The organism is uncultured Hymenobacter sp. (genome assembly GCF_964243305.1).
GTDB lineage: Bacteria > Bacteroidota > Bacteroidia > Cytophagales > Hymenobacteraceae > Hymenobacter.
Window position 1 is genome coordinate 37,552 of the sequence record NZ_CAXTEF010000006.1, and the last position, 23,836, is coordinate 61,387.

The 23,836-nt window shown below is 59.1% G+C and carries 31 protein-coding genes; 8 read left to right on the forward strand and 23 right to left on the reverse strand.

The window, feature by feature from the left end:
* Positions 1-6 precede the first annotated feature (6 nt).
* Together ACFE70_RS05735 and ACFE70_RS05740 are read right to left on the reverse strand one after the other, a co-directional pair.
* Entirely contained in the window at positions 7-528 is a 522-nt protein-coding gene (locus ACFE70_RS05735; protein WP_375416763.1) for a hypothetical protein, read from the reverse strand.
* 166 nt (positions 529-694) lie between these two features.
* Positions 695-889, reverse strand: coding sequence for a hypothetical protein (locus ACFE70_RS05740; protein ID WP_375416764.1), 195 nt, complete (start codon positions 887-889; stop codon positions 695-697).
* A gap of 109 nt (positions 890-998) precedes the next feature.
* Here ACFE70_RS05740 and ACFE70_RS05745 point away from each other — a divergent pair, with 109 nt between their 5' ends.
* The 4 genes from ACFE70_RS05745 to ACFE70_RS05760 all read left to right on the forward strand — a co-directional run bounded on the left by ACFE70_RS05745 (position 999) and on the right by ACFE70_RS05760 (position 3,677).
* Entirely contained in the window at positions 999-1,562 is a 564-nt protein-coding gene (locus ACFE70_RS05745) for a thermonuclease family protein (RefSeq protein WP_375416765.1), read from the forward strand.
* A gap of 68 nt (positions 1,563-1,630) precedes the next feature.
* A complete protein-coding gene (locus ACFE70_RS05750) occupies positions 1,631-2,377 on the forward strand; it encodes a hypothetical protein (RefSeq protein WP_375416766.1) in 747 nt (248 codons plus the stop codon).
* A gap of 109 nt (positions 2,378-2,486) precedes the next feature.
* On the forward strand, positions 2,487-2,906 hold the full coding sequence (locus ACFE70_RS05755; RefSeq protein ID WP_375416767.1) for a hypothetical protein: 420 nt from the start codon (positions 2,487-2,489) through the stop codon (positions 2,904-2,906).
* Positions 2,907-3,239: 333 nt separating this feature from the next.
* Complete coding sequence (locus ACFE70_RS05760; protein WP_375416768.1) at positions 3,240-3,677, forward strand: very short patch repair endonuclease; 438 nt, start codon at positions 3,240-3,242, stop codon at positions 3,675-3,677.
* Positions 3,678-3,863: 186 nt separating this feature from the next.
* Here ACFE70_RS05760 and ACFE70_RS05765 read toward each other — a convergent pair whose 3' ends face one another.
* The 11 genes from ACFE70_RS05765 to ACFE70_RS05815 form a co-directional block, all read right to left on the reverse strand.
* Positions 3,864-4,514: a hypothetical protein gene (locus ACFE70_RS05765; protein WP_375416769.1), complete on the reverse strand. Its 651-nt coding sequence runs from the start codon at positions 4,512-4,514 to the stop codon at positions 3,864-3,866.
* Positions 4,515-4,518: 4 nt separating this feature from the next.
* Positions 4,519-5,145 (reverse strand): hypothetical protein, encoded by a 627-nt coding sequence (locus ACFE70_RS05770; protein ID WP_375416770.1) that lies wholly within the window; start codon positions 5,143-5,145, stop codon positions 4,519-4,521.
* A gap of 2 nt (positions 5,146-5,147) precedes the next feature.
* The gene (locus tag ACFE70_RS05775; protein WP_375416771.1) at positions 5,148-7,259 is read right to left on the reverse strand and encodes a sensor histidine kinase; all 2,112 of its coding nucleotides are present in this window, start codon (positions 7,257-7,259) and stop codon (positions 5,148-5,150) included.
* Positions 7,231-8,364, reverse strand: a complete 1,134-nt coding sequence (locus ACFE70_RS05780; protein WP_375416772.1) for a DNA cytosine methyltransferase — start codon at positions 8,362-8,364, stop codon at positions 7,231-7,233. Before ACFE70_RS05780 ends, ACFE70_RS05775 begins: the two co-directional genes overlap by 29 nt.
* Before the next feature lie 316 nt (positions 8,365-8,680).
* Positions 8,681-9,367: a PD-(D/E)XK nuclease-like domain-containing protein gene (locus ACFE70_RS05785; protein ID WP_375416773.1), complete on the reverse strand. Its 687-nt coding sequence runs from the start codon at positions 9,365-9,367 to the stop codon at positions 8,681-8,683.
* 100 nt (positions 9,368-9,467) lie between these two features.
* Positions 9,468-10,187 carry a hypothetical protein gene (locus ACFE70_RS05790; RefSeq protein ID WP_375416774.1) on the reverse strand — a complete coding sequence of 240 codons (720 nt, stop codon included), beginning with the start codon at positions 10,185-10,187 and terminating at the stop codon, positions 9,468-9,470.
* A 67-nt stretch (positions 10,188-10,254) separates the two neighbouring features.
* Positions 10,255-10,449: a hypothetical protein gene (locus ACFE70_RS05795; protein WP_375416775.1), complete on the reverse strand. Its 195-nt coding sequence runs from the start codon at positions 10,447-10,449 to the stop codon at positions 10,255-10,257.
* Positions 10,450-10,493: 44 nt separating this feature from the next.
* The gene (locus tag ACFE70_RS05800; RefSeq protein ID WP_375416776.1) at positions 10,494-10,808 is read right to left on the reverse strand and encodes a hypothetical protein; all 315 of its coding nucleotides are present in this window, start codon (positions 10,806-10,808) and stop codon (positions 10,494-10,496) included.
* A gap of 56 nt (positions 10,809-10,864) precedes the next feature.
* Positions 10,865-11,071 (reverse strand): hypothetical protein, encoded by a 207-nt coding sequence (locus ACFE70_RS05805; protein WP_375416777.1) that lies wholly within the window; start codon positions 11,069-11,071, stop codon positions 10,865-10,867.
* Positions 11,072-11,119: 48 nt separating this feature from the next.
* A complete protein-coding gene (locus ACFE70_RS05810; protein ID WP_375416778.1) occupies positions 11,120-11,509 on the reverse strand; it encodes a hypothetical protein in 390 nt (129 codons plus the stop codon).
* Positions 11,502-11,822 (reverse strand): hypothetical protein, encoded by a 321-nt coding sequence (locus ACFE70_RS05815; RefSeq protein WP_375416779.1) that lies wholly within the window; start codon positions 11,820-11,822, stop codon positions 11,502-11,504. The genes ACFE70_RS05810 and ACFE70_RS05815 overlap by 8 nt, the downstream gene beginning before the upstream one ends.
* A gap of 1,295 nt (positions 11,823-13,117) precedes the next feature.
* On the opposite strand from ACFE70_RS05815, the gene ACFE70_RS05820 reads away from it, so the two are divergent.
* Both ACFE70_RS05820 and ACFE70_RS05825 read left to right on the forward strand, forming a co-directional pair.
* The gene (locus ACFE70_RS05820) at positions 13,118-13,408 is read left to right on the forward strand and encodes a hypothetical protein (RefSeq protein WP_375416780.1); all 291 of its coding nucleotides are present in this window, start codon (positions 13,118-13,120) and stop codon (positions 13,406-13,408) included.
* Positions 13,395-13,889, forward strand: a complete 495-nt coding sequence (locus ACFE70_RS05825) for a M15 family metallopeptidase (RefSeq protein ID WP_375416781.1) — start codon at positions 13,395-13,397, stop codon at positions 13,887-13,889. Before ACFE70_RS05820 ends, ACFE70_RS05825 begins: the two co-directional genes overlap by 14 nt.
* A gap of 330 nt (positions 13,890-14,219) precedes the next feature.
* Here ACFE70_RS05825 and ACFE70_RS05830 read toward each other — a convergent pair whose 3' ends face one another.
* The 4 genes from ACFE70_RS05830 to ACFE70_RS05845 form a co-directional block, all read right to left on the reverse strand.
* Entirely contained in the window at positions 14,220-14,714 is a 495-nt protein-coding gene (locus tag ACFE70_RS05830; protein ID WP_375416782.1) for a hypothetical protein, read from the reverse strand.
* 176 nt (positions 14,715-14,890) lie between these two features.
* The gene (locus ACFE70_RS05835) at positions 14,891-15,310 is read right to left on the reverse strand and encodes a hypothetical protein (RefSeq protein WP_375416783.1); all 420 of its coding nucleotides are present in this window, start codon (positions 15,308-15,310) and stop codon (positions 14,891-14,893) included.
* 50 nt (positions 15,311-15,360) lie between these two features.
* Positions 15,361-16,434: a hypothetical protein gene (locus tag ACFE70_RS05840; RefSeq protein ID WP_375416784.1), complete on the reverse strand. Its 1,074-nt coding sequence runs from the start codon at positions 16,432-16,434 to the stop codon at positions 15,361-15,363.
* Positions 16,435-17,499: a DNA-methyltransferase gene (locus ACFE70_RS05845; protein WP_375416785.1), complete on the reverse strand. Its 1,065-nt coding sequence runs from the start codon at positions 17,497-17,499 to the stop codon at positions 16,435-16,437.
* Between the two features lie 344 nt (positions 17,500-17,843).
* On the opposite strand from ACFE70_RS05845, the gene ACFE70_RS05850 reads away from it, so the two are divergent.
* Together ACFE70_RS05850 and ACFE70_RS05855 are read left to right on the forward strand one after the other, a co-directional pair.
* Positions 17,844-18,092, forward strand: a complete 249-nt coding sequence (locus tag ACFE70_RS05850; RefSeq protein ID WP_375416786.1) for a hypothetical protein — start codon at positions 17,844-17,846, stop codon at positions 18,090-18,092.
* 19 nt (positions 18,093-18,111) lie between these two features.
* Positions 18,112-19,806, forward strand: coding sequence for a hypothetical protein (locus tag ACFE70_RS05855; RefSeq protein ID WP_375416787.1), 1,695 nt, complete (start codon positions 18,112-18,114; stop codon positions 19,804-19,806).
* A gap of 19 nt (positions 19,807-19,825) precedes the next feature.
* Here the strand turns inward: ACFE70_RS05855 and dnaB are convergent, their stop codons facing one another.
* From dnaB to ACFE70_RS05885, 6 genes are read right to left on the reverse strand one after another with little or no spacing between them, the layout of a single operon-like run.
* Positions 19,826-21,259 carry a replicative DNA helicase gene (gene dnaB, locus ACFE70_RS05860; protein WP_375416788.1) on the reverse strand — a complete coding sequence of 478 codons (1,434 nt, stop codon included), beginning with the start codon at positions 21,257-21,259 and terminating at the stop codon, positions 19,826-19,828.
* A 6-nt stretch (positions 21,260-21,265) separates the two neighbouring features.
* Positions 21,266-22,147, reverse strand: coding sequence for a DUF1376 domain-containing protein (locus ACFE70_RS05865; protein ID WP_375416789.1), 882 nt, complete (start codon positions 22,145-22,147; stop codon positions 21,266-21,268).
* Positions 22,144-22,722, reverse strand: coding sequence for a hypothetical protein (locus ACFE70_RS05870; RefSeq protein WP_375416790.1), 579 nt, complete (start codon positions 22,720-22,722; stop codon positions 22,144-22,146). Before ACFE70_RS05870 ends, ACFE70_RS05865 begins: the two co-directional genes overlap by 4 nt.
* 39 nt (positions 22,723-22,761) lie before the next feature.
* Entirely contained in the window at positions 22,762-23,148 is a 387-nt protein-coding gene (locus ACFE70_RS05875; protein WP_375416791.1) for a hypothetical protein, read from the reverse strand.
* Positions 23,145-23,528, reverse strand: a complete 384-nt coding sequence (locus tag ACFE70_RS05880; protein ID WP_375416792.1) for a hypothetical protein — start codon at positions 23,526-23,528, stop codon at positions 23,145-23,147. The genes ACFE70_RS05875 and ACFE70_RS05880 overlap by 4 nt, the downstream gene beginning before the upstream one ends.
* Positions 23,525-23,674 (reverse strand): hypothetical protein, encoded by a 150-nt coding sequence (locus ACFE70_RS05885; RefSeq protein WP_375416793.1) that lies wholly within the window; start codon positions 23,672-23,674, stop codon positions 23,525-23,527. Before ACFE70_RS05885 ends, ACFE70_RS05880 begins: the two co-directional genes overlap by 4 nt.
* Positions 23,675-23,836: the final 162 nt, after the last annotated feature.

A 23,836-nucleotide genomic window follows, 5' to 3' on the forward strand; every position in this document is an offset into this window, starting at 1 on the left:
GGCTTACTAATAGCCAATGACTACTAGATTATAAGGCAGGCGCATCCGGGAGTGACCATAAAGCGCATTCGCAATCGAGACTGTATTTTCGTAATCCTTACTTATAACATTCTTTTCTTTAGTGACATAGCGGTAAGTGTTAGGTACCGCCAGTACAAGTGTGTCTACCTCGACCATCACTAATGCTTGAATCAGGTCGCGATAAACGGCATTGCCCATCCATGCCCGACCAGCTTCAATTTCCAAGCCGCACCGCCATTCGCTGTGAAACGCATCAATTTCATATCGCAGGCTGGGCACACCGTTTTCACCGAAAAACACAGGACGCGCAATTTTTTCTGCAGCACGTTTGCCTGCCTCAGCAACGAAGCCCAAAAGCAGTAAATCATTGCGCAGAAGAGCAAGTACGGCGTCACTGGATAGTCCTTTCTTCAGTTCGATTGTACCGATGGCGTCTAAATGCTGACGGAACACTGAAACTATCTTCTCCACAAATGGAGCCGGTGGCTCAGTTTGGGGATAAGACATGAATCGAATAAGATTTTTAGACAAAGCGACGTGTGAGGTAGGGTATGACTGAACTGACAAACCGGAGCTAAGCGAAAGTAACGGAATATCTCGCGTAGCGCTGGCACTTGCGCCGCCGTCACACCACTTAGCAGTACACTGAGTGCAGACTGCCTTCGGGGTGCCTTCAACCTCGGTTAAGCGCGGCGGCCACTTCGGCCTCGGGCAGGCTTGTATACTGGCAGAACTCGGCTACTGAAACGTAGGCGCGGGCGGGCTTGCGCAGCTGGGTGCGGATGCGCTGAAGCAGGCGCTTGCCGGCGTCGTAGCCGGTGCCGGTGAGCTGGGCAACGTCTTTGGGATATAGGCAAACCTGGGGCATCTGAGGGCGACTTGGGGCAAGTTGGACGGGCGAATATACAACGGCTGAAAGCCGGCTGTAGGTTCGGGACATGAAAGCTAACGCACTGTATGTCAAGGGGTGGTTGCTAATGGTTGCAACTGGTTTCGCGCTAGGCGAAGGGGCCGTTCTGGGCCTGTACGCCTCGGCGGTGAAAAGCCCGGCGGTTGAAAGCCCGGCGCCGAAGGAAGAGACGGGCCGCGTGGCGCGGGTCGTGGACGGTGACACCTACGATGTGCTGGCCGGGGGCGTGGTGTACCGGGTGCGGCTGCTGGGCGTGGATGCGCCGGAGCCGGACCAGCCGTTCGGATATCAGGCGGCCGACTCGGTGGCGCGGCTGCTGGGACGGGGGCGGCAGGTGTTGCTTACCCGGCGGGGAACAGACCTGTACGGGCGGACGCTGGGTACGGTGCGGCTGCCGGTCGGCGGCGGCAAGCCGGCCCTGGCGCTGGATTCGCTGCTGGTAGTGCGCGGCTGGGCGTGGGCCGTCGACCCCAGGCACCGGGTGGCGGGACGCGCCGCGCAGCAGGCCGCGGCGGTGGCCGCCCGGCGGGGCTTGTGGAAATGCGGGGGGGTAGGCGTGCTCACGCCGGGCCAGTGGCGCAAGCTTAACTACAAAAACAAGCGGCGCTACGGGGTGGGCTGCACCTGGTAGCAAGGCCGCATAAGCGCAAGCAGCCAGCGACAAAACGATTTTCTCACTTCTAACAACAACTTACCAACATGGCACGTCAGACAGGTATTATCGGCATTCAGGGCACCGTAGGCGGCCTGGTGTTCAGCAAAAACGGCAACATCTCGCAGAAGCCCGCCAGCGACAAAGCGGCTTTTGCCAACGCCCCGAGCCGGGCGCGTACCCGCGAAAACGCGGCGGAGTTTGGCCTGGCCGCCAAGTACAGCAAGCTGCTGCGCGACTCGCTGCGCGTGGCCATCGCCTCGGCCAGCGACAGCCAGCTGGCCGCGCGGCTCACCAAGGTGATGCGCGAGGTTATCGGCCTCGACGAGACGAACGACCGGGGGCAGCGGGTGTTCGACGCCGGCAACTCGGCGCCGCTGCTGGGCTTCAACTTCAACGCTGCGGCCGGCATCGGCCAGACCATGTACTTCCCCTACGAGGTGACGGGCGAAGAAGCCAGCGTGACGATGCGCATTCCGGCGCTGCGGCCGGGCAGCGACATCGCCGCGCCGCAGGGCGCCACGCACTTCGAGGTGGTGTTTGCTGCCTCGTCGCTGGACATGGAAGCGCTGACCTTCACCAACGCCGAGGTGGCGGCCCCGCTGGGCATTCTGCCCATCAGCAGCGCGGCGCTGCTCAACCAGTCGGTAGTCGCCACGTTCCCGGCGGCTCCGTCGGCTGCGGCGCTGGTCGTGGGCGTGGTGGGCATCAACTTCTACCAGCAGCTTAACGGCAAGTTCTACGCCCTCAACAACAACAGCACGAACCCGCTGGCGATTGAGTACGTGGCTTAAGCCGGCCCATTCCCTACCCCCCTTCCCGATTGGGAAGCGGAACCTGAGGCGGCCGGCCAGCAGCGGCCGGCCGCTCTTTTTTCATCCTTACTCCCCCTCCCCCAACACAATGGCACTCACCCCTTACCAGGCCCAATTCAAGCGGCGCATGAAGCGCGCCATCCGCCTGCGGGCCGCAGCCGACCGCAAAGCCCGGCGCTACACCCAGCTGCTCTCGGATGCCATCGGCGCGGCCGAGGACGCGGCCACGCAGATAAACGCGCTGAATCAGCTCTACAATGTGGACGTGAGCACCTACACCCTGCTCACCCAATCCCTGCACGCCAATAGCGGCCAGGAAGTATTAGAGGACCGCCTAGCGCAAAGCGCGCCCGGCGAGGAAGTGGTTCTGTTCAATCAGGTACCGGATGGCAACGGCGGGCAGGAACTGCCTGGCAACCCGCTTTTCGGGGAGTTGGTGGCGGGTACGCCAATCATTCCGCCCACGCAGGCAGCAAGGATTGTAGCACCTGAAAAGGCGCTTCTGTAAGAAATACCAACAGGGACGGCAGGTTGGCAGCTCCTGTCCTCAATGAGCCAGTTAGCGAGTATCGTTTTAACCTGAATTTCACGAAGCTTGGAAAGCCCGCTGGCATGTTGCAGCGGGCTTTTTTGTGTTGGCACGAAGTTGTCTCAAAAATGTCTGGTCTTCTACGCTGGTAAGCCAGAACGGTAACGCGCTGTTTAGACCTTTGGGGGTATTGGAATCTTGCCTCTTTCGTAATGCGTTTGATACCTTAAGACCGATGTATTATCTATGGCCTTCATGTGCGGAGAGGTTTCTAGGTACCTCACGCGGCGAAACTAATACTACAACAGTCTTGTGACTCGTAAGCTCGCTCCAAGCGCACGTCGCGCCATAATGTCCAAGGTTCGCAGTAAAGACACTAAACCGGAAATGCTGGTCCGGCAGTATCTTCATGGACAAGGCTTCAGATACCGGCTTTACCGAGCTGACCTTCCAGGCAAGCCAGATTTGGTGCTACCAAAATACGGTGCTGTAATCTTCGTGCACGGCTGCTTTTGGCATCAACACAACTGTGGCAAAAACATCACGCCGGCCCATAACACGACTTATTGGACGGCCAAGCTTCAGCGTAACGTAAGCCGCGACGTAGAGGCCCAAAAATCTCTACAGGAGCTGGGCTGGCGGGTAATAGTGGTTTGGGAGTGCGAGTTGAAGCAAGCGGCTCGCGGCGCTACTCTTGCCTGGCTGACGTCTAAGCTGTTGGTTGATGAGATGCCCCATAGCTGGGAGTAACTGCATCCAAAACCAATCCGTGTATTTAGGCCTCTTCTGCTACTATTGACTTCCCTGCTGGATGGCTACTGATTGCCGACGTGATGAGCGCGAAGATGAGCCTTGCAACCGACCGACTGGTAACCGGGTCTAAAGTAGCAGGCCATGCATGGAGAAAGCCGGTGCCTAAGCGGTGGCGACTGTGGGTTACGATGTTGCTTGCAAATCGGTGATGAAATCACCTCGTTTAATTGCGTTGTAATCGTAGTGCACTAAGTGATTCAAATTTCGTTGTAAACGACCAGCAGTGACGTACATCTTCTTTCGAGCAAATTCTTTCACCTTCTCAGCATAAAACTTTTTCATCACTTCTATAGACTGGGTTAGAGTATCGTCTGTAGTTAAAAAGTTTATTAGCCCTTTATTTTCGCAAGTAATAAAAACCATCTCGTCTTCTTCTCGCGCTGGCAACCGAACCAGACCTGTGTACCCCACATAGCCATGACAGTCATTCGATACCAATGCGCGCATTAACTCAAGTCCTGTTAAACAGCTATTTGTGTAGACCAAGCTGGTTTTGAAATGAGGAGCCATTCCTAGTGTTACATAACCGTCTGTAGCATACGTTGACACCAAAGCGTGGCTCTGCCCATGCGAATAGGCCACAAGTATGAATTTCTGCTTTTGAAATGAGGAAATTGCTTCTTGCACATTTGCTGCTTGGCACGCTTCGCCGGTTAACAAATGCATATTATAAGATGTAACATCAATTTGGCTACTCAGGTAGCTATAAGAGCGTTGGCAATTGCTCCCTATGATGTTGTCATGGTCGTCGGCGACGACGATAATATTAAACATAGGCTCAATCTCCGATTCTAGATTCGTCCTCAACGAGCATCGTAATTGCCAGTGAAAGGGTATCATTAACCATTTCTTGACCTATTGGGTCATCGCCAGTACGAATGGCTCGCAATATGTCAAGTAGGGTATAAGACTTGCCGCCACGGGTTTTTATAAATTGTTTCTGTAGGTCTTCAGGCTTCTGTCGAAGTATCCACTCTTCCAAAGCGCCGTCCACTCGCATAGACAAATGGTCTTCCGCTTTCTTGACCACTTTCAAAATCTCCTTAGCTGGTTCATCACGGGTAACTAAGTACCATGCGTGTCCATTAATCAGCTTTTTTAAATCAGTGCGCTCAGTGTATTCAAGGCTACCGGTCATCACAATGACGCATACTAGTACGCTCTCCTCGGTTATCTGCTCGAACACGCCGAAGCCGACTGCCTTGCCGTCAAACATAATGTCGAGCAAAACAATTATGCGCTCAGCCAGGTGAGATTTGATAAACTCAATACCTTCGCTCGGCTCTTCGAATACTTTGACTCGCTCTTCTCCATAAGCCCCCTCGAGAAAATCAATTAATGGGTAGTCGCCCTTGTGAACATCATCGTCAATGATTACGATGTATGGTTTGTTAACAGCAGTCATAACTATTTTTTGAGAGGTAGTGACAATCGAAAGCTAGCCCCTTTAGGAGCAAACACGCTTGGAACTAACTCAATTGTTCCGCTCAAAGCAGTCATGCGTGATTTAGCGATGAAAAGGCCAAGTCCTGCGCCGCCTTCCTCAGCCGTCGTAGTCTTAAACATCTCGAACATCTTATCAGCAATTTTAGGGTCAACGCCGGAGCCATTGTCCGAAAAAATAATGTGGAGTTTATCTGCTTCGGCGTAACTCTCGCATATAATCTTCTTATCCGCCTCTTTTTTAAGCGCTTTGATGGAGTTCGAGACAAGATTAGAAATCACGTCCTCTAGAAATTTTCGCTTGCCTGTGAGCTGGATATTATCCCTTATACTCAATTCGGTTTTGACGCCTTCACGCTCAAATGTTAATGAATAAGGACCGCCTAGTACGCTATCAAGCATTTCTTCAACGAAGAACTCGCTGTCTTGCAAGTCCGCTTGGGCGTAACTGAGCATGAAATTTACTAAAGAGCTTACTTTTTCTGTCTGCTTATAAATCAAATGAGCATAATGCAGCACTTTTTTTTCGTAAGCGGGATTTGGGTAAAACTCTATAATATATTCAGCCGCGTGTTTAATAGGAGCGATAGCGAAACGGATTCCGTGAGCCAATTCGCTTGCGAAATCCTGCATGGACATAAGGCTTAGGTACAACGCCTCTCGGCGCTGATATTCCCGTTCTGATTCCTGAGTAACCTTTACGCCTTCATTTACCTTATCTGTGACCTGCTTGGCCTTCTCGATGGTCGGACCTAACACCATCTTCAACTCAGGCCGTTGCCGTACAATCTGACTCAGTGTCCGGCTAATGTCTTTAACATCCGCGGTGGCACGCCGAAGGTTATTTTGCACGCGCTCTTTCCGGTCCTCACGCTTGGCTAGTCGGTATTGCCCAAATTCGTCTAATTGGTCAATTAGAAACTCTTTAAACAGCCTGTATTCCTGGTTGTCTACAAAGTCTTGACGGTTGGTTGCATCGGTTATTTCCGGGTTACCGTCCTTAGTAATGTTTACAATTCCGATAAACTCACGTGTGTTAAGTTTATCGAAGGCAGCACCGTAGCGACGTTTGTCTACGCCCAGTATATCGCGGCGTTTGTCAAGCACTGTTTCATACTCTGCAAACGGCGTACAGATCACGCCATCACGGTAGATTTTGAAGCCCTCGACGTAATTTTCAGTGTTTTTATAAGTGCTTTTAAATTGCTTTTGAGCCTCAACATCAAAAAAGTAAAGGTCTATTGTTACTGGCCCGAACTCCTTTGTATCAACGTACTCAATGTCAAACTCCTCAGTGTTCTTATCAAAGCGCAGCACACCTTGCTTCTTACGTTTTTTGTCGTAAGGTACAGCAGCATGTACGGTAGCTAACTTCTCTATAGGCTTAGCTTTGACGGGTTGTTCTGGATAATCAAGTTCAGGGGCGTTGAGAAAGATGTTGAAGTCGAGAGTCGGGTCAGGAACCGGGGGCAGAATACGCCCAAGCTGGTTGTCGAGCCGAAGCAGCATATCACGGTCCCATGCCTCGTGTAACATGGTGATGGTTAGCTCGGTACCGTGGCCTTTTTTGAATGTTTTGTCTCGCTCCAGAAAAGCGTATTCGTTTTCCAACTCGGTGAATAGCACTAACTGCTCGTCTCCAATGGCTTTCTTTTCGTAGTCTCCCCAGTTGATTGTCACTGAGAGGGTCTTGTCGTCACCCTGGCGTCGGGTTTTGATACGCAGGTGTTCTCCAAGCTTGTCAGTGGCGAAACGACCCACGCCTTTTTCTCCGATGTAGCGGCGGTTAAATGGGGCCGGTGAGAAGGCGCTCTTACGTTTACTAGAGGTGCCGACCACGAGCCATTTATCCCGAATATCGGATAAGCTCATACCCACGCCATTATCACGGATGATGATTCTGCTGCGGGGGCCACGCTTTTGGGCATGGGAAAACTCAACTTCCACTATGGTGGCGTTGGCATCGTAGCAATTCTTGACCAGCTCGTAAATGGCTGTTATGCGGTCAGTGATGAGGCCGCGGCCAAGCAGCTTGAAGGTACTTGCGTCAAAACGCCATTTTAACTTGCCGGCCATTGTTGTTTGCTGTGGTGGGGTTGGCCAGGTGCTGCAAGATACTGTGAGCTATAGCCTCTCCGAGTTTGGGCGGAACCGCGTTACCGATGTGGCGGGCGAGTGTAGAGATTATTCCCTGCTCGTCCTTCTTAATGAAATGGTAGTCGCTCGGAAAAGATTGCAGCAGCGCGGCCTCGCGCAGGGAGATGGCGCGGTGTTGCTCCGGGTGACCATAACGCCCGTTACTCAAACCTGTGCAGTGCGTAGTGAGCGTTGGGGCCGGCTCTTTCCAGCTCATGCGTCCGTAGGCGCTGGTGAAGCTTTTGCCCACAATACTTTTGCGGCATGTGAGGTCAGCCGCAAGCTCCTCGGGCCAGGCGGTCCAATCGCCGCCCTCGGGGGTAGCTTGGATGCGCCGCATGTTAATTGAACTTAGGCTGCGGGCGCGGTGCAGTGGGTCGGTCGCGTCCGCCTGCCCCGCTTCGAGGGCAGGCAAGCCTTTTATAGCATCGGCGACACTGGGCAGTTGACTACCGACGTGAGTTTTGGTAACCAGCCTAATCTTGCCAAATTTTGAGGCAAAGAGAATCAAACGGTACCTGCGCTGGGGCACGCCGTAGTTAGCGGCGTTGACTACGAACTTGGATACATAGTAACCTAGTCCTTCCAACTTACAAATAAAATCATTAAGAACTTTTCCTTTCTCGTACCCGGCTAGTAGGGTTACGTTTTCCATAGAAACTACTTCGGGGGCAACCTTCTCAATCAGGTCGCCGAACGAGTAAAGAAGCTTCCATTTTTCGTCTTTATCCACTCGCTCACCTGGCACTCGTGAGAAAGGTTGACAAGGTGCACAGCCGACCAAAATTCTTAAGGCATCAGGGGGGTAAAGAGCAGCTACTTCAGCGGCTGAAACCTTGGTGATGTCTTGGTGAAGAAATCTGGCTCTATTGTTCTCCTCGTAAGCGAATCTGCAGCTCTCGTCAAAGTCAATGCCGGCCACTACCCGCAGTCCAGCAGTTTGCAATCCATAAGTCAGCCCCCCTACTCCACAGAAGACGTCAACCGCTACAGGCTGCTTTGCTTTAGTGATTTTTGCGAGCAGAACGGCGTCGGATTGATTCATGATTTAATGTAAGGTCCCCATGCACCACTGCACAAAAGCTAGTAACGAATACTTTTCTTGTACAAACTACCAACTTAATTTAATCCAAGCGGTAGGGTTTCAGAATTGAAAAATCATCGTTGCTAGGGCCAGTGGGCAAGTCGATTACTTGAGTTGGAGCTTCGCTGAAGTTGAGCAGCTTCACGCATAGGCTTAATCTGGGCACAGGGACGCTAGTTGCACTGGGCAAATATAAGTGAACCAGCGTTACTGCGCTATTGGCCTCAACCGGAAAGCAAACAGGGATTTTTATTGTACAAAATCAAGTCACAGCAAACTACGTTTTATCAGCGGGTATAGCTTGTGTAGCAGACAAAAATGAAGATGTCGCGCATTTGGCGTGGCGGCGCAGCAGCGCCGCGTACTTCTTGCGGCCCTGCTCAATGAAGCCGGGGGCAGCTGTGGCATCGACTACCCATAGCTGGTGCGGGTCTTTCTTCTGCACGCCGATGATAAGGAAGCGGGTGGCGCCCAGCGTGTCAAGGTAGAGGGCGGCTTGGCGGTCGTAGTCGTACTGCTCAGCGCTGGCCAGGAAGTGCGGCAGGTCGGGGCAACTGGTGGTTTTGAAGTCAATCAGGGTGGTGCGACGGCCGGCGGGGCTTCTCACCAGCAGGTCGGGGCGGATTTTGACCTGCACGCCGGTGGCGGTGTGCGTGGCCGTGTGGGTCAGCTCGGCGGCGCCGCGGTAAAGCAGGTCGCGGCAGTAGCGTTGACGGCGCACCTGGCGGGCCAGCATTTCCAAGTCGGCCCACTTGATGCCGCGCTCGTCGGTGCGGGCGTAGGTGGCGGGCTCCAGAGTAGCGGCGTGGAAGTGGGAGCCGAAGGCCAGGGCCTGCGGGTTAGGCCGGCGCAGCTGGCCGAGCACCTGGGCTTTGAGGTCCGAGAGGTCGGTGTTGGAGACGTGGGGTAGGGCGCGGTGCTGCTCCTGGGTCAGGCCAGGGTAGGAAGTAAGGTCGTGAAACATGGGGGCTTGGAGTTGGGACGGGGGGTAGGGAATTGACGGGCAAAGCGGGGCGGGCCGCAAGGGCCGCCCGCCCCGGAGCGGGACGGGCGGCCGGCGGCCGTCAGGCAGCGACGGGCAGCGCCAGCGTCCCGGCGGCCGGCGCCGGCTCGGACTGCTCCGGCGCGGCAGGCACGGCGTAGGCGTGCTGAATGCGCATATCGGCTTTGCCGGTGTGGGTTTCGGCGCGCCAGATAGGGAAATCACGGGCGAAGTCGCGGCGGGCGGCAACCTCGGCCGGGTCGGCAGCCTCGTAGCTGAACTGCGCGATGTAGTAGGTGGCGGTCTTGCCCTCCTTCGTGGTCTGCTTCTTCTCGGCCGTGACCTTCACCAGCACGTCGGCCAGCGTGAGGTCGTCGTAGAATAGCGGCTCAATAAGCCGATACAGGTTTTCGACGCTGTAGCCGTGAAAGAGTACGGCGCAGACCGCGCCCTTCTCGTCGGCATAGAACAGCTCGGCCCAGAGCTTGCGGCCCATGTTCAGAATGTCGTCCTGGAACACGCGCCAGGCCAGCGGAATAAAGGATAGGGAGCTGCCAAGCTCCGTGGTGCCGCCGATGTTGAACTTTCCGGCTTTGGCGTCGAAGCGAATTTGGCGCGGGTGGCCGGGCAGGTAGCGGAAGCGCGGCACCTGGGCCAGCTCGCCGGTGGCCTCGTCCAGCTTGTCGATGAGGTAGGCCGGCCCGGCTACGGTCAGGGCGGCGGTGGGAGCAGGGGCGGCCTGGGTGGCGGCGCCAAGCTGGGTGGCGCCTTTTTTCGGCTGGGCTTTTACTTGGGCTGACATGGGGGGTAGGGAATTGGGAAATGAAAAAGCGGGGCGTGTTAGCGGCCGGCCCCGTCGCCGGTATGGGTTAGTTGAGGCCGCGGCTGCGGCGCTCGGCGGCACCGATGGCGGCGCGCAGGCCTTCGCGGCGGTCGCCGAGCAGCAGTTCGGCGTAAGGGTCGCCGGGGCGTTGCATCAGGGTCAGGTAGGTGCCCGGCCCCAGGGGGCTGCCGGGGACGGGGCGCTGAATGATGCGGCAGACGGGCGCGGGTCTTTTGCTCATGGGGGGTAGGAAATGCGGGGCCGGCCAGCGCCGGCCCCTGGTGGCTATTTGAATTGGTTGTCGTGGCAGAGCACGGCGCGGCCGGCGATGCAATCGACGCCGCGGGCTTCGGGCACATGCTTGTGCCAGAGGTAGGTAGCCAGCAGATTGAGGTAGCAGGGGCTGCGGAACTTGCCCTCGTCGTCGATTATCAGAATCAGCTCCTTGCTCAGGCGTACCACGTCCACGCGCTGGCAATCGAGCAAAGCGTACAGCTCGGCCAGCTTGAAGCTGCGGCCGTTTTTGGGGCTGACCGGCTGCGGGTCGGCGCTGTGCGGGTCGAGCAGGTGCGGCTGGTAGGTGGTGGCGGTTTCAGGCATGGGTAGGCGGGATAAGAGGACCGCCCAGCGCGGGCGGCCCCTGGTGAGTGAATTGGTTAGTAGCCTTCGACCTCGGCAATCATCTGCTCGTATTCGCCTTCTTCCCACACGGCTTGCTCCTGCTCGTGGTGGTAGTGGGCCTGGCGCTCCCACTCGGCGCGGGCGGCCTCCTGCTGCTCGTACCAGGCAGCGGCGGCCTGGTCGGCGGCGGTTTCGTCGCCGCTCAGGCCGTTCAGCTCGGCCTCGGTTGGTTCGTAATCCATGAATGGCGGGGCTTGATGGCTCGCGCCGGGGCGGCGCGGGCCTAGTGGCTAGAAGAGGGGGTAGCGGGCGCGGATGTCCTGCAAGGCGGCGCCGGCCGGGCTGGCGTGGTAAGCGGCGGCAGCCGCGGCGTAGGCAGCCTGGGCCTCGCGGCAGCGGATGATGGCGGCGCGAAGCCGGGCGAAGCGGCCGGGCCGGGGGCCGGGCTCATCGCGCAGCGCATACCTGGCGGCGCGGGCCTCAAATAGGGCGGACTGAGCGCGGGCCAGCGCGGCGGTGGCGGCCACGGCGCCCGCCGTGCACGGCGCGGGCCGGGGGGCTGCCGGGGGCCGGACCGGAAACAGGGCCTCCAGGCGGGCAATACCGGCGCGAAGGGCCGCCAGCCGGCAGGCAGCCGCGCCCGGCGCGGGCACGGCTGCGACAGGAGCGGCGCTAGGCATGAGCCGGGACGCCCGCAAACTCGTCTTCGGCCTTCATCACCGCCCACACGGCCCCGAACGCATAGCCGGGGTAGGCGGCGCGCAGGGCGCGGAACGCCTCGCGCAGCGCATGAAACGGGCAGGGAGCGGAGCCTTTAAACTCCTGCTGGGTGCCGTTGGCGGGCGCCTGGGCCAGCCGCAGGCTGATGTACCAGCTGCTGCCGCCCTTATCGTAGGTGGCGGCAGACTGCGAAACGTAGATGCCCGCGAACGAGCAGAAGGCGGGGCCTTTCCAGGCGGCAGCAGCAAGCTGCAAAAGCTGATTGGGTTGCATGGCTGTATGGGTTAGCCGTGGGATGCCCCGCGCCGTAGGCCTCCGGGTAGGGCGGGCAGCCGGGCCTTTCCCGACTTGCTACCCAAAGATACAAACAATATGTTTGTAAATCAAACATTATGCAACCAAATGTTAGGCGTCTGGAAGGGAATTTTGTAGTCTGCCTGGACCTGCAAAGTGCAATTTCCAGCAGCCCTACCCCCTGGCCTGGCCGCCAACCGGGCGCGGCCGACCTGACGGCACTTTAAAAGCCTTTTTCGGCGGCGCGCAGCCCGCCACTCTCCGCGGAGCGGGCCTTATGAGGGTGGAGCGGCCGTTTTCAGGCTGCGGAACCCGAGGCAGTGTAGAGCGAAGCGGAGCACACTACGGGGGTTTGGGGGCCTCCCCAATGGACACTGCCCGAAGGGCGCCTTGTTCTGGCCGGCGCGACGGGGGTAGGGACTGGTGCCGGGAGCTGCCGCCGCAGCGGCCGGCCCTCGTGGCGGGCGAGGCTTCCGTAGCTGGGGCTGGCGTCCGGGGCGGGTCCGGGGCGGAAGGCCGAGCCAGAGCGACCAGCGGGAGCGGCGGCTCGGCCGGCGAACGAAGCCCGCACGACTCTGAAACCCGCTGTGGCTGCTGTGGTGAGTAGCCGCTGAATCTGCCGTATCGGGGGCGGCGTGGCTTTTTCAGACACGCCGCCCCGGCGTATCGGCCTGGGTAGCCCGGCCTGGCCGACCAACGGAAGGCAGGGCCGGGCGTGGGACGATTAGCGGGAGCCGCGGCAGTATCGGGGGCGGTGTGGCGTGCAGGGAAGGATGCCTGCAAGCGCAGAGAGCGAACGAGCGCAGGAACGGAGCGCAGCGTGGCATCCTGACCGGAGCGACGCACGGCCCCGGCGTATCGGCTGGGGTAGGGACGGGCGGCGCTTTTTTCAGGCGCGGCCTGGCCCGTAGGCGGTTCGTAGCGGCTCGTAACGCTGGTTTTGGGGGACACGAGGGCGGGGCCGTTTCAGGGCCGGCCCGAGACGTGAGGCGGTGCGGCAGGGAGGGGCGGCGCCCCTTTCCGGCGCGGCCCGACCGTAGGCGGTTCGGGTCGGCGGAATCACTAAGCTGCGGGCCGTGATGCGCTAGGGATGGGAGCCAAGCGACCAGCGGGAGCTGCCCGCAGGGCCGAAGCGAAGCGGAGTGGCGGACAGCCCGGCCCGAAGGGAGCGCCCAGAATAGTACAAACTGTGTTTGACTTAACAACGAACTGTGTTGCAATTTGCTACGTATGTTTGCCGAAGAATTTCAAACATTGTAACAAAAAGCAACGCCATGTTCAGCAGCACAAAAGCAGGGCACTTCGCCCACATCTTCGCAACTGCCTTCCTCGGGCAGGTGGCCGGCAACGAGCTGGTGCCGCCGGACCCCGACAAAATCGAGCAGTACGGGCACCTCGTCATTCAGGCGCTCGTGGCCATCGTGACCATCTGGGCGACGGTCAGAAAGGCGCTGCAAAAGCCGGAAACGGTGGTCAAGGCGCCGGTTTCGGCAGTCGTCGTAGCGCCGGCCGGCACACCAGTAGCGAGTTCACCTGCTAACTCGGAAGCCGATGCTGGTCGTTGATAGAAATTCTCTGAAGCGGGTGCGGTTTGGGCCGCAGCTGACCTCGGCGCAGCTACAGGTGCAGGCGACGCGCCTGGGGCAGGCGGTGCCAGCGCTGGCCTCGGCCTACGCGCAGGCGCTGGGGCGCTGGCTGGGCGACCCGGTGCTGCGGCTGCTGGGGGTACCCATCATCACGGAGTGCTATCGGAGCCCGGAGCGGCAGGATGAACTGTACGCGCAGGGGCGCAGCACGCCGGGGGCCATCGTGACTTACAAGCGCGGGGGCGAGTCGAACCACAACCGGCGGCCGACGCCGGCTATTGACGTGGCCTTTCAGCTGGAAGACGGTTCGGTATCGTGGTCGGGGCTGCTGCTGAGCAAGTTTGCGCGGCTGATGAGGTACGCCGACAAGCGCGTGCGCTGGGGCGGCGACTGGGACGGGGACGGACGCAGCGACGACGAGAAGTTTCTGGACATGCCGCATTTCGAGCTGCCGAGCTGAGCCGTCCGCCTCATTTCTTTTCCCTCAAACCTTTACTCATTCCCTACCCCATGAAAATCTGGCAAATCCTCGCGCAGGCGGCTATTGCAGTCATCACCCACTTTATCGATAAGAAGCGCCGGCCGCCGGTAGAAAAGCCGTAGCGGGCAGCACTGCAAATGCCAACGGGGCCAGTCGGCCGGGTCAAGTACCTGGTGGGCTGGCCCTTGTTTTTTCCCTCGCCCAGCCCACAAGCCGTAGCGGGATTCAGTGCGCGTAAGCCACGGTGGCTTGACTGCTCTACCACACTAAAACGTGATAAGAAGCTGCCTTTGGAATCAAGTCTCGTATTTAACGTGCCGTCAGCTGAGCACTCGAACACCATCCAATTACCAAATCCAAGGTTTCCTGAGTGAGCGGCGCATCTGCGGCTTGCCATAGACAATCGGCGCAGAGATGCCGATAAGGCTTTCCCTCTATAAACGCTATGGATTGACGCAGCGTCTCAAGCAACGCCTGCCGGGACATCTCGTCATACCAGCGCTTGACGTGAACCTGCACATTGCGCGCTGCAAGAAAATCCTTGGCGGCATCCACGGCTAGGTTCTTATCCGTTGACCTGACGTGCGGATAATATACTACCTGCGTAGGCTGCTCGAATCCATGAATCTTGGAGCAGAGAAACCGGGGGCTCATGGTTTTTCGCTCCCTGATGGCAACGCTCAAGCAGACGGGACAAGCAGCCCGCTCCTCCCCTTGGGCAGCAGCCAGAGCTTCGTCTTCCGTGATGTCATTGGCTATCGTCGATTGAAGCAACTGCTCAACGGCACTACGAATGGCATCCATGTTCCTTTGATGCGTTCTTGGGGCAGGATGCGGCACTAAGGCATGTGCTTCATCGGCGCCCCCACAGCCTTCGCAGGACTCACCGGACATTATCTGGCTAGTCCTCCACTTCTGCAAATCTTCGTGCGACGGCAACCGGCGCAGCTGGGTCAGTGCCTCCGCAACTGACAGCTCGTTCAACTCCACTCGGTGAAGCAGCTTGGTAAAAGGTAGTGAATCGGTTGCTCATCGGGTGCCGCCACGCTCGGCACCGGCTCTTGTAAGCAGCCAGCTTCTTCGGGAGTAAAACCCAAAGCAAGGGCCAACTCACGTGAAAGACGGACCATTTGGTAGGCATACGTACCGGGGCAGCTTACTTCGCAACGTTGGTTGACGAGCTGCAAGGTGCGCAAGTCGTAGAAATCGGCCCACACTTTAGGGTTCCCATAGTAGGGGTAACGCCCTTTAATTTTACTCCCTTCCGAAACGCCTTCTATCTCCGTTATTCTTGCTAAGGTATTGCCCCATGAGTCCCGTACTATCCAGAAGCCATATCGCAAGTCGTTATGACGGTACATCTGATAAACATTCATATCCCTGACGTGCAGTAGCGTCATATTTCAACAACTACGTTAGTTCAATTCTCGATAATTCATCGAGCTATTTTTTAAGAGGCAGCGCCCACGGTCTCCAGCCACTGCTGCAAACTTTTCAGGCGACCAGACGCCACGTGAGCGCGCACGGCCGTGATGGATTCGTTACTGGTGTCGCCATAGGCGGCCAATACTCCGGCGGGGTTGATATGAACCACATGGGTAAAGAGCGGGGCATTTTGGCGGCGGCGCTCGCAAGCTGCTTTTAAGCGGGCGGCGTCAAACTCGTTGGTGATGAGCGTATAATTGAAGCTTTCACCTTTGGATTCCAGCGCGTTGTACGTCTCAAAATCACTGTGGAATTGCTCCTCACGGTCGGCGCGGACACTCCACTTGGCACTTACGAGGGTCCGCAGGCTCTCTTTAATGAGAACCAAGTCCACTTTGCGAATTTTATCGTTGCCTTTGGGCGGGTAGAAGCCGGGCACCGAATGGAGCATGGGGCGGTTGCGCACATCGAGGCCCTGCGGGTGCAACTGCCGGACCACGGCTCCCAGCACATCCTCAAAGCCCTCTCCGACGAGATTCTTGCGCTTATTTTCCTGGGTGACGTGCGCATAGATGCGACTGGCCAGGGTTCGGTATTCGGTTTCGGTCGGCTCACTCTGGAAATGAGCAGCGAGCATTTCCTTGATGATGGCGACTAGCTCGGGGTCCTCGCCGGGCTCGGGGAAGTGCTGCCCTTCGTAGGGCTTGCGTTGCTGAAGATAGGCGGCCGAACGGCCGGCGAATGCCTGGCTGGCCAAATCCTTCACAGCTTCCCGAAACAGCCAGTCGATGTGCTCGCCCAGCGTGGCCGGCGTCACGGCAAGCGCCTTAGACACCCAGGCGTGGAAGGCCAGCGAGCGGGCGTACCAGGGTCGGCCGGGCTGGCACTTGTCGGATTCGTAGCAGTGAGCCAGCGCCGTAGTGCGGTCAATCCACAGCAGCAGCCGGTACACATGCTCCCACGCCGTGGCCGCCGTAACGGGGCCGACTTCGGCGAAGTATTTTTTCAGCAGGCGGGCCCGGTTTTCTTCACCAAAAGCGCGGGTAACGGTAGCGGGGGCAAACTCAGCTCCGCTTTGTTCGGGAAACAACGGCAACATCTAGGAGTGGGTGAAAAGCTGGCCGTTAAGGGAATTCAGGCGGCTTTTGCTGGCCTCGCGGGCAACCGACGACGGTTCAATCAAAATGGCGTTCAGGCCCAACTCGTGAGCCACTTCGCCGGTGGTGCCGCTGCCGGCGAAAGGGTCTACGATGGTATCGCCGGGGCGGGTAGTGGGTAGGAGCATCTGGCGCACCAACGCCCGCGGCCACATGGCCACGTGCCGGTACGGCGATGCCTCGGAGTTGACGCGCCACAGGCCGTCCATGTCTTCCGAGCTATCGGAAAGAATTTCGCATTGGGTTTCCCACACCGAGCCGGGATTGGTTTTATCGCCCTGGCGGCTGCTAGAACGGGCCGCTACGTCGATGGCCGTGCGGTCGAAGCGGTAGGTAGGGCGCTTGGAGAAAAGGAATAGAAACTCGTAGTTGCGCGACGGGCGGTCCTTCGTGGGTTCGGGCATGGCGTTGCCTTCGGATTCCTGACTTTCGACCCGCACCAGGGATTTGGCCCAAATGATGGTGCGCCGGCAAATCCACTGCGGCCCTGGCTCGGCGCCCACGAAGCGCCGGAAATCAGGGTCGGTCATGGCTAGATGAAAGCGGTACGGCACGCCCATTTCGGACTTGTGGCCGATGCTGGGCACGTTGTGCTTGAAGAACTCGGGCTGCGCGCGCAGCGAATCGGCGTAGCCTCGGCCGCCGGCCGCAAACCGGCCGTCGGAGCCGTTGGGAGCGTTCGTAGTGCCTTTCTTACCCTGACGGTTGTTGTACGTATCGGCCAGATTTACCCACAAGCAGCCATCGTCTTTTAGCACGCGGTATGCTTCGTCAAAGACGTTGAGCAGGTGCTTGACGAAATCGTTGGGGTGGGCTTCGTGGCCTAGTTCCCCCTCCCAGCCGTCGGGCCAGGTAGTGGGCGTGCCGTAGCGGCGCAACAAATAAAATGGTGGTGAAGTGAGGGCGACCTGGGCCGACTTGTCGGGCAGAGTCCGCAAGCCTGACAGGGCGTCCATGTGCAGGGATTGTAGCGGGCTGTCGGCCACGGTGCTGATTAGTTTCTCCACTTAGATGCTAGTTGTCTGCCCGTTGCTAAAAATGGCAGGTTGGCTCGGTTCTGCTGGTGATTCAAAAGTACGAGAAACGCGGTCAGGGCGTACGATGTAGCAGGCGGTAAGTAGCCGCTGACGGCGAGAGCATAAGTAATGGGTTCAGCCTTCCTCCGGGGTGCCAACCCGGTTAGCTAACTTTTTTCCATCGGCCGTTCTTCGCGGCGACCGTTACTGGTGCGTGACGGAAGGTAGCAAGGTAAAATCTGCGAACTTTGATTAACGCAATCAATACGACAATGAACGCCACGCTTTACCTGCCTCAACAGCCGCCGCAGGCGGTGCCTGCCGATGGGCTGTGTATGCCAAACCCGAAAACTGGTTTTGCGCGGATACCTGAGTTAGTGCCGGCGTTGCTGGGCTGCGCGCCGGGCCTAGTGGATGTGCTGGCTAGTGGGCCAGAATACATCGCCTACTCGGTGTTCGACTGCGAGGGGGAGACGAACAGCGCCGCGATGGCGGCCGTGGCGGCGGTGTCGGGGGTAGCGTTTGAGTTGGACGACGAGGATGCAATTTTGTGCGGGGCGGTGCTGGTGGTTCAGTGTAAATAGCAGCAGAGTTATAGTTATTATGGCCAAGCAAGCCGACGAGTTGGATTTCTTGCGGGAAGAAATCAAAACCGGCCTTGCCGAGGTGAGCAAACACATAAAGGCAAACCCTCCATTTATAACGCTAATTGGTCTAATTCGGGAGTTGGACGTTCAGCTTACCATACCCTATAAAAGTGACGTTGCCAATCCATCCGTATTGGACCTTTACAAACATGGCTGGCAATCGCTGTTCAAAGAGGCTTACCGACTTTTCGATATGGTGCCGCGGCCGATGTTTTTTCCTTCCAGCAGGGAGCACATCGAGGATGCACGGATGCTTCTTAATTTTTCAGGACGGGTCGGAATATGCCAGCAATTCTTGTATTATCTGCGGTATGGTATGATTCGGGTTGCGGAGGTTGCAGGTCAGAACGTAGAATTTGAACCCAACTACAAATACTTTGGTGTCGAACGCTTCGACATAGAGTACCGAGCTTTTCTGTCCGAGCACATTATTGAACGAATAATAGAAGAGCGTAAGGCTCAACACTCGCTATCCTTTGAGACCATCCAGCTGTTGATACGGCGAACGGCTGAAAAGCCGCACCCGCAATTCATGGCGTATGTAGCCCCAGAAGAGGTTTCGGACTTCTTCAGGCGGCAGGGCCACTATATGATTCTGCGATTGCAGGAACACGAGAATTTTGGACCCGACGACTTGTTCGGCGGCTTACCTTATCGGGTCTACGTTGATGCCGTGGAGTACCTGATGGGGGTTGCGCTGATGCATGTTCACTATGCGCTTGCGGTGCTTGAACGTCATCCTCAAACCTTCTTAGCGAACCTGTTACCATATCTACGGCCGGAATCTTCCTTTATTGGAATGCTTGCCGAAGGGATAGATGTAACTGAAAGTCAGGCCCGGCAAATACTTGATTGTCTAACACTAGACAAGGTCAACTATGAGGGCTACACTGACTTTACGGCGGCGGCACCGCCGCCATTCATCCGCATGTCAGAGGGAAATTTACTCAGGTCGGTTGCTGGCTGTATGATCAATCCGTTCCAGCTACTTAACTACGAATTGAAACGACGTTACGAGAAGGACTACTTCCGCGCGGTCAATAACAGAGAAGTCCAATTCCGACGCGACCTATTCAACTTCTTTCCCCAAGAGCACATTATCAAGCTTAACAAAGGCATGATGCTGAGTACCCCACTCGGCTCGACTGATATTGATGCTGTTCTTTATGACAGACATGCAGGAACGGCTGCACTAATACAGTTGAAATGGCCTGACGGGTATGGCGACTCTATGCGCCGCCGCCAAAGTGCCATGACTAACTACTACAGTAAGGCCAATGAGTGGGTGGAAAAAGTGCACTCGTGGGTAAAGACGCCAAATGCCAGGACAACTTTTTTTGACAAGCTTCAAATACAGGTCGCGGGAGAGGAGCGCGCGAGCTTCAAAGGATTTTATATAATCGTGCTTAATCGTTATACCGCACATTTCACAAGCGGAGAGCCAAGTGAAAAAGCTGCGTGGGGGTCTTGGGCGCAACTTATAGCTACCCTTGCCACTGGTATGAATCATAAGCCGGATGACCCGCTAGGGGCCGCCTATTTCTGCCTGCGTTATTTTGACCCGAAGCGTCGGATAGACAGAGAGGGGGTACCAAAGCCTATGCGCTTTGATATGAAAATTGGAGCTTCAAGGCTCATAATGGACAAGTGACAAGCTGAGAGGCAGGCAGCTAAGTGAAGCTGCCTGAGCCGCCGGTAGGCGATAAGTCGCTGAACACGCCGCGGCGCAGGTTGCAGGCGGCGATGACCTCATCGGTGGCGCCGTTGCGGTGCTTGGCGATGTCGAAGAGGATGGTGTCGGCGGTGGGGGTGCCGTCCTCATATTCGGCGATGTGGTAGTATTCGCCGCGCCAGAGGAAGGCGATGCAATCGGCGTCCTGCTCCAGGCTACCCGACTCGCGCAGGTCCGAGAGCAGCGGGCGCTTCTCCCCGCCCCTTTTCTCCACGTCGCGGGAAAGTTGGCTGAGGGCGATGACGGGCGCGTTCAGCTCTTTCGCCAGCTCTTTCAGGCTGCGGCTGATGCTGCCTACCTCCTGCTCGCGGTTGCCTTTCTGGTCGCCGCGCATGAGCTGAATGTAGTCGACCAGGACCAGACTTAGAGGGTGCTGGGCGTGCAGGCGCGCGCACTTGGCGCGCAGCTGCTGGATGCTCAGGCCGGGCGTGTCGTCCAGGTGCAGGGCGTGGCCGTGGGTTTGAAGCCGCTGGGCCTGCTCGCGCACGTGGGCGACTTGGGGCAGGCCGCCGGGCAGGTTGCCGCGGCGCAGGTCGGAATTGCTGTAGCCGGGGACTTCGCTGGCAACCAGGCGCTGCATGAGTTGCAGGGTGGGCATTTCGAGGCTGAAGACGGCGGTGTGGTGGCCGTGGTCGAGGGCGGCGGTGCGGGCGAAGTGCAGCAGGGCGGCGGTTTTGCCCATTGCGGGGCGGGCAGCCAAGATGATGAGGTCGCCGGGCTGCCAGCCGCCGGTCAGGCCGTCGAGCTGGGTGAGGCCGGTGGGGATGCCGGTCAGGCCCTGCTGCCCGATGGCCTGGGCTAGGCGGTCGAAGGTGGCATCGAAAGCGGCGGCGGCCGTTTGGCCGGGGCGGGTTTCGAGGGCCCGGTGCAGGCTGGTGAGGCGGGTTTGGGCGTCGGTGAGCAGGGTGAGCGGGTCGCGGCCGTCGTCGTAGGCGTGGGCGGTTAGCTCGGTGCCGGCGCGGATGATGACGCGGCGGGCGTGCTGCTCCAGCAGGATGCGGCAGTGGGTATCCAGGTGGGCGGCCGAGTTGATGCGCTGCGAGAGCCGGGCCACGAAGTGCGCGCCGCCGGTGCGCTCCAAGGTGCCGCGGTGGCGCAGCTGAGCCACGACGGTGAGTAGGTCGGCGTGGTCGCCCTGCTGCACGAGGTCGCGGATGGCCAGGTACACCTGCTGATGGGCGGCGGAGTAGAACACTTCCTCGGTGGGCAGCGTGGCCAGCAGCGTGCGCTGGGCGTGGGCTTCGAGCAGGGCGGCGCCGAGTACGGCGGCTTCCAGGTCGAGGGCCTGGGGCGGCAGCTGGCCGCCGGTAGGAGCTGAGATGACCGCCCGACGCACGGCGTCGGGGAAGCGGGGGGGTAGGGATGGCGACATGGCGGGTTAGCTGTAGCGGCTGGGGTCGGCGGGCCGGGGGGCGGTGCGGGCGCGGGCCGGGGGCGGCGGGCTGCTGCCGGCGCGGCCGGCGGCCGGGGCCTGGAACTGGGGACGGCGGCGCATCCAGCCGCGGAAGGCGGCGCGCCAGTCGGCCATTGGAGTTTTGCCGCTCACGCGCCAGCCGTTGCTGGCGTAGTGGTCGTGGAAGGCGGCGGCCTCGGTTTGGGCGTCGGGGCTGGCGGGGTGCTGCTCGGCGGCGTAGGCCTGGACCTCGGCCAGCAGCGGGGGGGTAGGGATTTTCTTCCTTTCCGGTTTGGCAGGCGCGGGCGCTGGGGCGCCAGCCCCTACCCCTCCCTCTACTTCGGTAGAAGTAGTGAAACTGAAATTGAAAGCCTTTTCAATTGCTTTCTCTTGCGGGGGCAATTGCTTTTCGCCGGAAAGCTTTTGCTTATCGGCAGCAAGCATTTGCTTTTCGGGCAGGATTTGGGGCGCGGCAGGCGAGTTGTCGGAAACCAGTTGGTTATTTTCGGAAAGCAATTGCTTTTCGGGTCTACCCCCCTTGCGGCCGTTGGCAGCCAGCCGCTCGCGCTTGGTGGCTTGCTTTATGGCCTCCTGCACCAGGCGCGGGTTGTGACGGTGGGTAGGGTCGTCGGGAGCCAGCGGGAATTTGCCGAGCAGCAGCTCGCGGCTGTCGGCCCACTGCGCCTGCGTGAGGCGGGCGGTGCGGCGCAGGCGGCTTTCGTCGTTGGGCAGGTAGCCGGGGCGGTCGGACTGCCAGGAATTGAACAGCAGCAAGCAGTAGGCCCCCACTTCGTGGGCCTCCATCAGCTGCACGTCGGGCGAGCTGAGGAAGTCACCCGTGTAGAAGAGAAAGGCGGGAGCCTTCATGCCAGGCTGGGAACGGGAATGTAGGGGATGGCGGCCGGCTGCTCGAACAGGTCAAGCTGGCGGTGGTCGGTACACTTGCCGCGCAGGGCGGCTTCGACCTCGGCCAGGGCGGCGGTCAGCGTGGTTTCCAGCAGCCCCGAGTAGGGGTAGCTGGTCTGCTCGTCCTCGAAGGACTGGTAGGGGGTAGTGAGGTTCAGGACGCGGCCGGCGGTTAGCTCGCGCTGGCCGATGAGGGTTACGCCGCCCTGGTTGCGGCCCATCGAAAAGCCGGTGACGGTGAACGGCTCGAAGAGGGCCGGCAGGTCCTCGGCCTCGTCGGGCCAGTAGTCGGGCGTCTCGGTCAGCTGCTCGGCCAGCAGGCACAGGTGCGGCACCAGGCGGCTCAGCGCGTGCGTAAGGTCGGGGTGCACCTGCTCGGCGCAGGTCAGGGCGAAGGCGCGGGGTGGGGCGTCCTGGGTGCGCTGCTCGGTGAACTCGCAGGTCAGGTGCTGGTCTTTGACTTTGACCTTCTGAATGGTGATGATGGAGTGGGTTTCGGGGCTGTCGGGGCCGACGATGGGCAGTAGCTGAGACATGGGGGGGGTAGGGAATGAATGGTTCGATTGGCGACTGGACTACTGGCCGGCGGGGCGGCGGCCCCGGATGCGAGCGGGGGGCACGGCCGCGGGGGCCGCGTCGGTGCGGTTGCGGTGCTGCCAGTCGTGGATTTGGGAGAGCAGAATCCGGTCGCCGCGGCTGGACTCGCCGGGCACGTAGTGCAGGCGGCGCGGGTGCTGGTCGGGCAGGCGCATGTAGTCGCGCAGCGTCTCGGGGTGCAGGTCGAGCAGGTCGGCGGCGCGGGGCACGGCGTAGGCCGGGTCGGGGGTAGGGGCAGATTCAAGCTGGCGGCGGGCCTCGGCGGCGCAGGCTTTCTCCAGCGACTCGCGCACCCAGGCGTGGTGGTCGGGCAGCCGCACGGTGATGTGCAGGCCGTCGGGGGTGGTAGTGGTTAGCTCAGTCATGGCCGGGATGGGGGTTGCGGGGCTGGTGGGGTGACCGGGTCGGCGCTGGCGGAGTCGGCGGCTTCGGGCCAGTAGTAGCCCCGCTCCCGGTACACGGGCGCAATGCCCGTCGCCTGGCGGTAGGCAATGATGCGCTCCAGCAGCTGAAGCACGGTGTCGGCCGTGGCTACGTCGAAGCGCACCCGCATCCAGTTCACCCATTTATGCTCAAAAGGCAGCAGATAGTGAGAGGCCAGAAGCTTATCCAGCTGGCTGCGTTGCGTGGGGGTCGAGAATTTATACTCTCCGAAATGCGTAGGCCGGGGGCAGTTGGTCAGCGTGGTTTCGAGGGCGGCAGTAGCGTCCTGCGGCTCCCCGAGCAAGTGAGTGGCGGCACTCATGGCGTGGGAGTCTGGCCGCTGAGCTGAGTAAGGTCGTGCTGCACGGCCTGGCTGCCGGCCTCCTTGATGAGGCGCACGGCCTCGGCCACGGCGGGGTGGGTAGGGCGGGCCTTCTGCAAGGCCTTCGACACGGCGGTATGGGACATTTTCAGCGAGCGGGCGATGCTGGAAATCGCGCCGTGCGGCAGCAAAGTCCGCAGTGTGGCCGGCGTACTGGTAGTTTCAAGTAGTTGCATTTTAGTTTTGTTCTGTTACCTTTGGGTGCGAATGGACGGCCCAAATGTAGGCAACAGTTACCAAATGTTACA

What these genes read in the sequence shown, in the direction of transcription:
- ACFE70_RS05800 (WP_375416776.1), bottom strand. Translation starts at nt 10,808, where the DNA reads ATGCCTGAAACCGCCACCACCTACCAGCCGCACCTGCTCGACCCGCAC.
- ACFE70_RS05855 (WP_375416787.1), top strand. Translation starts at nt 18,112, where the DNA reads ATGGCCAAGCAAGCCGACGAGTTGGATTTCTTGCGGGAAGAAATCAAA.
- ACFE70_RS05795 (WP_375416775.1), bottom strand. Translation starts at nt 10,449, where the DNA reads ATGAGCAAAAGACCCGCGCCCGTCTGCCGCATCATTCAGCGCCCCGTC.
- ACFE70_RS05830 (WP_375416782.1), bottom strand. Translation starts at nt 14,714, where the DNA reads ATGGATGCCATTCGTAGTGCCGTTGAGCAGTTGCTTCAATCGACGATA.
- ACFE70_RS05825 (WP_375416781.1), top strand. Translation starts at nt 13,395, where the DNA reads ATGCTGGTCGTTGATAGAAATTCTCTGAAGCGGGTGCGGTTTGGGCCG.
- ACFE70_RS05840 (WP_375416784.1), bottom strand. Translation starts at nt 16,434, where the DNA reads ATGTTGCCGTTGTTTCCCGAACAAAGCGGAGCTGAGTTTGCCCCCGCT.
- ACFE70_RS05810 (WP_375416778.1), bottom strand. Translation starts at nt 11,509, where the DNA reads ATGCCTAGCGCCGCTCCTGTCGCAGCCGTGCCCGCGCCGGGCGCGGCT.
- ACFE70_RS05765 (WP_375416769.1), bottom strand. Translation starts at nt 4,514, where the DNA reads ATGTTTAATATTATCGTCGTCGCCGACGACCATGACAACATCATAGGG.
- ACFE70_RS05740 (WP_375416764.1), bottom strand. Translation starts at nt 889, where the DNA reads ATGCCCCAGGTTTGCCTATATCCCAAAGACGTTGCCCAGCTCACCGGC.
- dnaB (WP_375416788.1), bottom strand. Translation starts at nt 21,259, where the DNA reads ATGTCGCCATCCCTACCCCCCCGCTTCCCCGACGCCGTGCGTCGGGCG.
- ACFE70_RS05880 (WP_375416792.1), bottom strand. Translation starts at nt 23,528, where the DNA reads ATGAGTGCCGCCACTCACTTGCTCGGGGAGCCGCAGGACGCTACTGCC.
- ACFE70_RS05750 (WP_375416766.1), top strand. Translation starts at nt 1,631, where the DNA reads ATGGCACGTCAGACAGGTATTATCGGCATTCAGGGCACCGTAGGCGGC.
- ACFE70_RS05815 (WP_375416779.1), bottom strand. Translation starts at nt 11,822, where the DNA reads ATGCAACCCAATCAGCTTTTGCAGCTTGCTGCTGCCGCCTGGAAAGGC.
- ACFE70_RS05755 (WP_375416767.1), top strand. Translation starts at nt 2,487, where the DNA reads ATGGCACTCACCCCTTACCAGGCCCAATTCAAGCGGCGCATGAAGCGC.
- ACFE70_RS05775 (WP_375416771.1), bottom strand. Translation starts at nt 7,259, where the DNA reads ATGGCCGGCAAGTTAAAATGGCGTTTTGACGCAAGTACCTTCAAGCTG.
- ACFE70_RS05820 (WP_375416780.1), top strand. Translation starts at nt 13,118, where the DNA reads ATGTTCAGCAGCACAAAAGCAGGGCACTTCGCCCACATCTTCGCAACT.
- ACFE70_RS05805 (WP_375416777.1), bottom strand. Translation starts at nt 11,071, where the DNA reads ATGGATTACGAACCAACCGAGGCCGAGCTGAACGGCCTGAGCGGCGAC.
- ACFE70_RS05875 (WP_375416791.1), bottom strand. Translation starts at nt 23,148, where the DNA reads ATGACTGAGCTAACCACTACCACCCCCGACGGCCTGCACATCACCGTG.
- ACFE70_RS05735 (WP_375416763.1), bottom strand. Translation starts at nt 528, where the DNA reads ATGTCTTATCCCCAAACTGAGCCACCGGCTCCATTTGTGGAGAAGATA.
- ACFE70_RS05835 (WP_375416783.1), bottom strand. Translation starts at nt 15,310, where the DNA reads ATGACGCTACTGCACGTCAGGGATATGAATGTTTATCAGATGTACCGT.
- ACFE70_RS05885 (WP_375416793.1), bottom strand. Translation starts at nt 23,674, where the DNA reads ATGTCCCATACCGCCGTGTCGAAGGCCTTGCAGAAGGCCCGCCCTACC.
- ACFE70_RS05865 (WP_375416789.1), bottom strand. Translation starts at nt 22,147, where the DNA reads ATGAAGGCTCCCGCCTTTCTCTTCTACACGGGTGACTTCCTCAGCTCG.
- ACFE70_RS05745 (WP_375416765.1), top strand. Translation starts at nt 999, where the DNA reads ATGGTTGCAACTGGTTTCGCGCTAGGCGAAGGGGCCGTTCTGGGCCTG.
- ACFE70_RS05770 (WP_375416770.1), bottom strand. Translation starts at nt 5,145, where the DNA reads ATGACTGCTGTTAACAAACCATACATCGTAATCATTGACGATGATGTT.
- ACFE70_RS05850 (WP_375416786.1), top strand. Translation starts at nt 17,844, where the DNA reads ATGCCAAACCCGAAAACTGGTTTTGCGCGGATACCTGAGTTAGTGCCG.
- ACFE70_RS05780 (WP_375416772.1), bottom strand. Translation starts at nt 8,364, where the DNA reads ATGAATCAATCCGACGCCGTTCTGCTCGCAAAAATCACTAAAGCAAAG.
- ACFE70_RS05790 (WP_375416774.1), bottom strand. Translation starts at nt 10,187, where the DNA reads ATGTCAGCCCAAGTAAAAGCCCAGCCGAAAAAAGGCGCCACCCAGCTT.
- ACFE70_RS05870 (WP_375416790.1), bottom strand. Translation starts at nt 22,722, where the DNA reads ATGTCTCAGCTACTGCCCATCGTCGGCCCCGACAGCCCCGAAACCCAC.
- ACFE70_RS05785 (WP_375416773.1), bottom strand. Translation starts at nt 9,367, where the DNA reads ATGTTTCACGACCTTACTTCCTACCCTGGCCTGACCCAGGAGCAGCAC.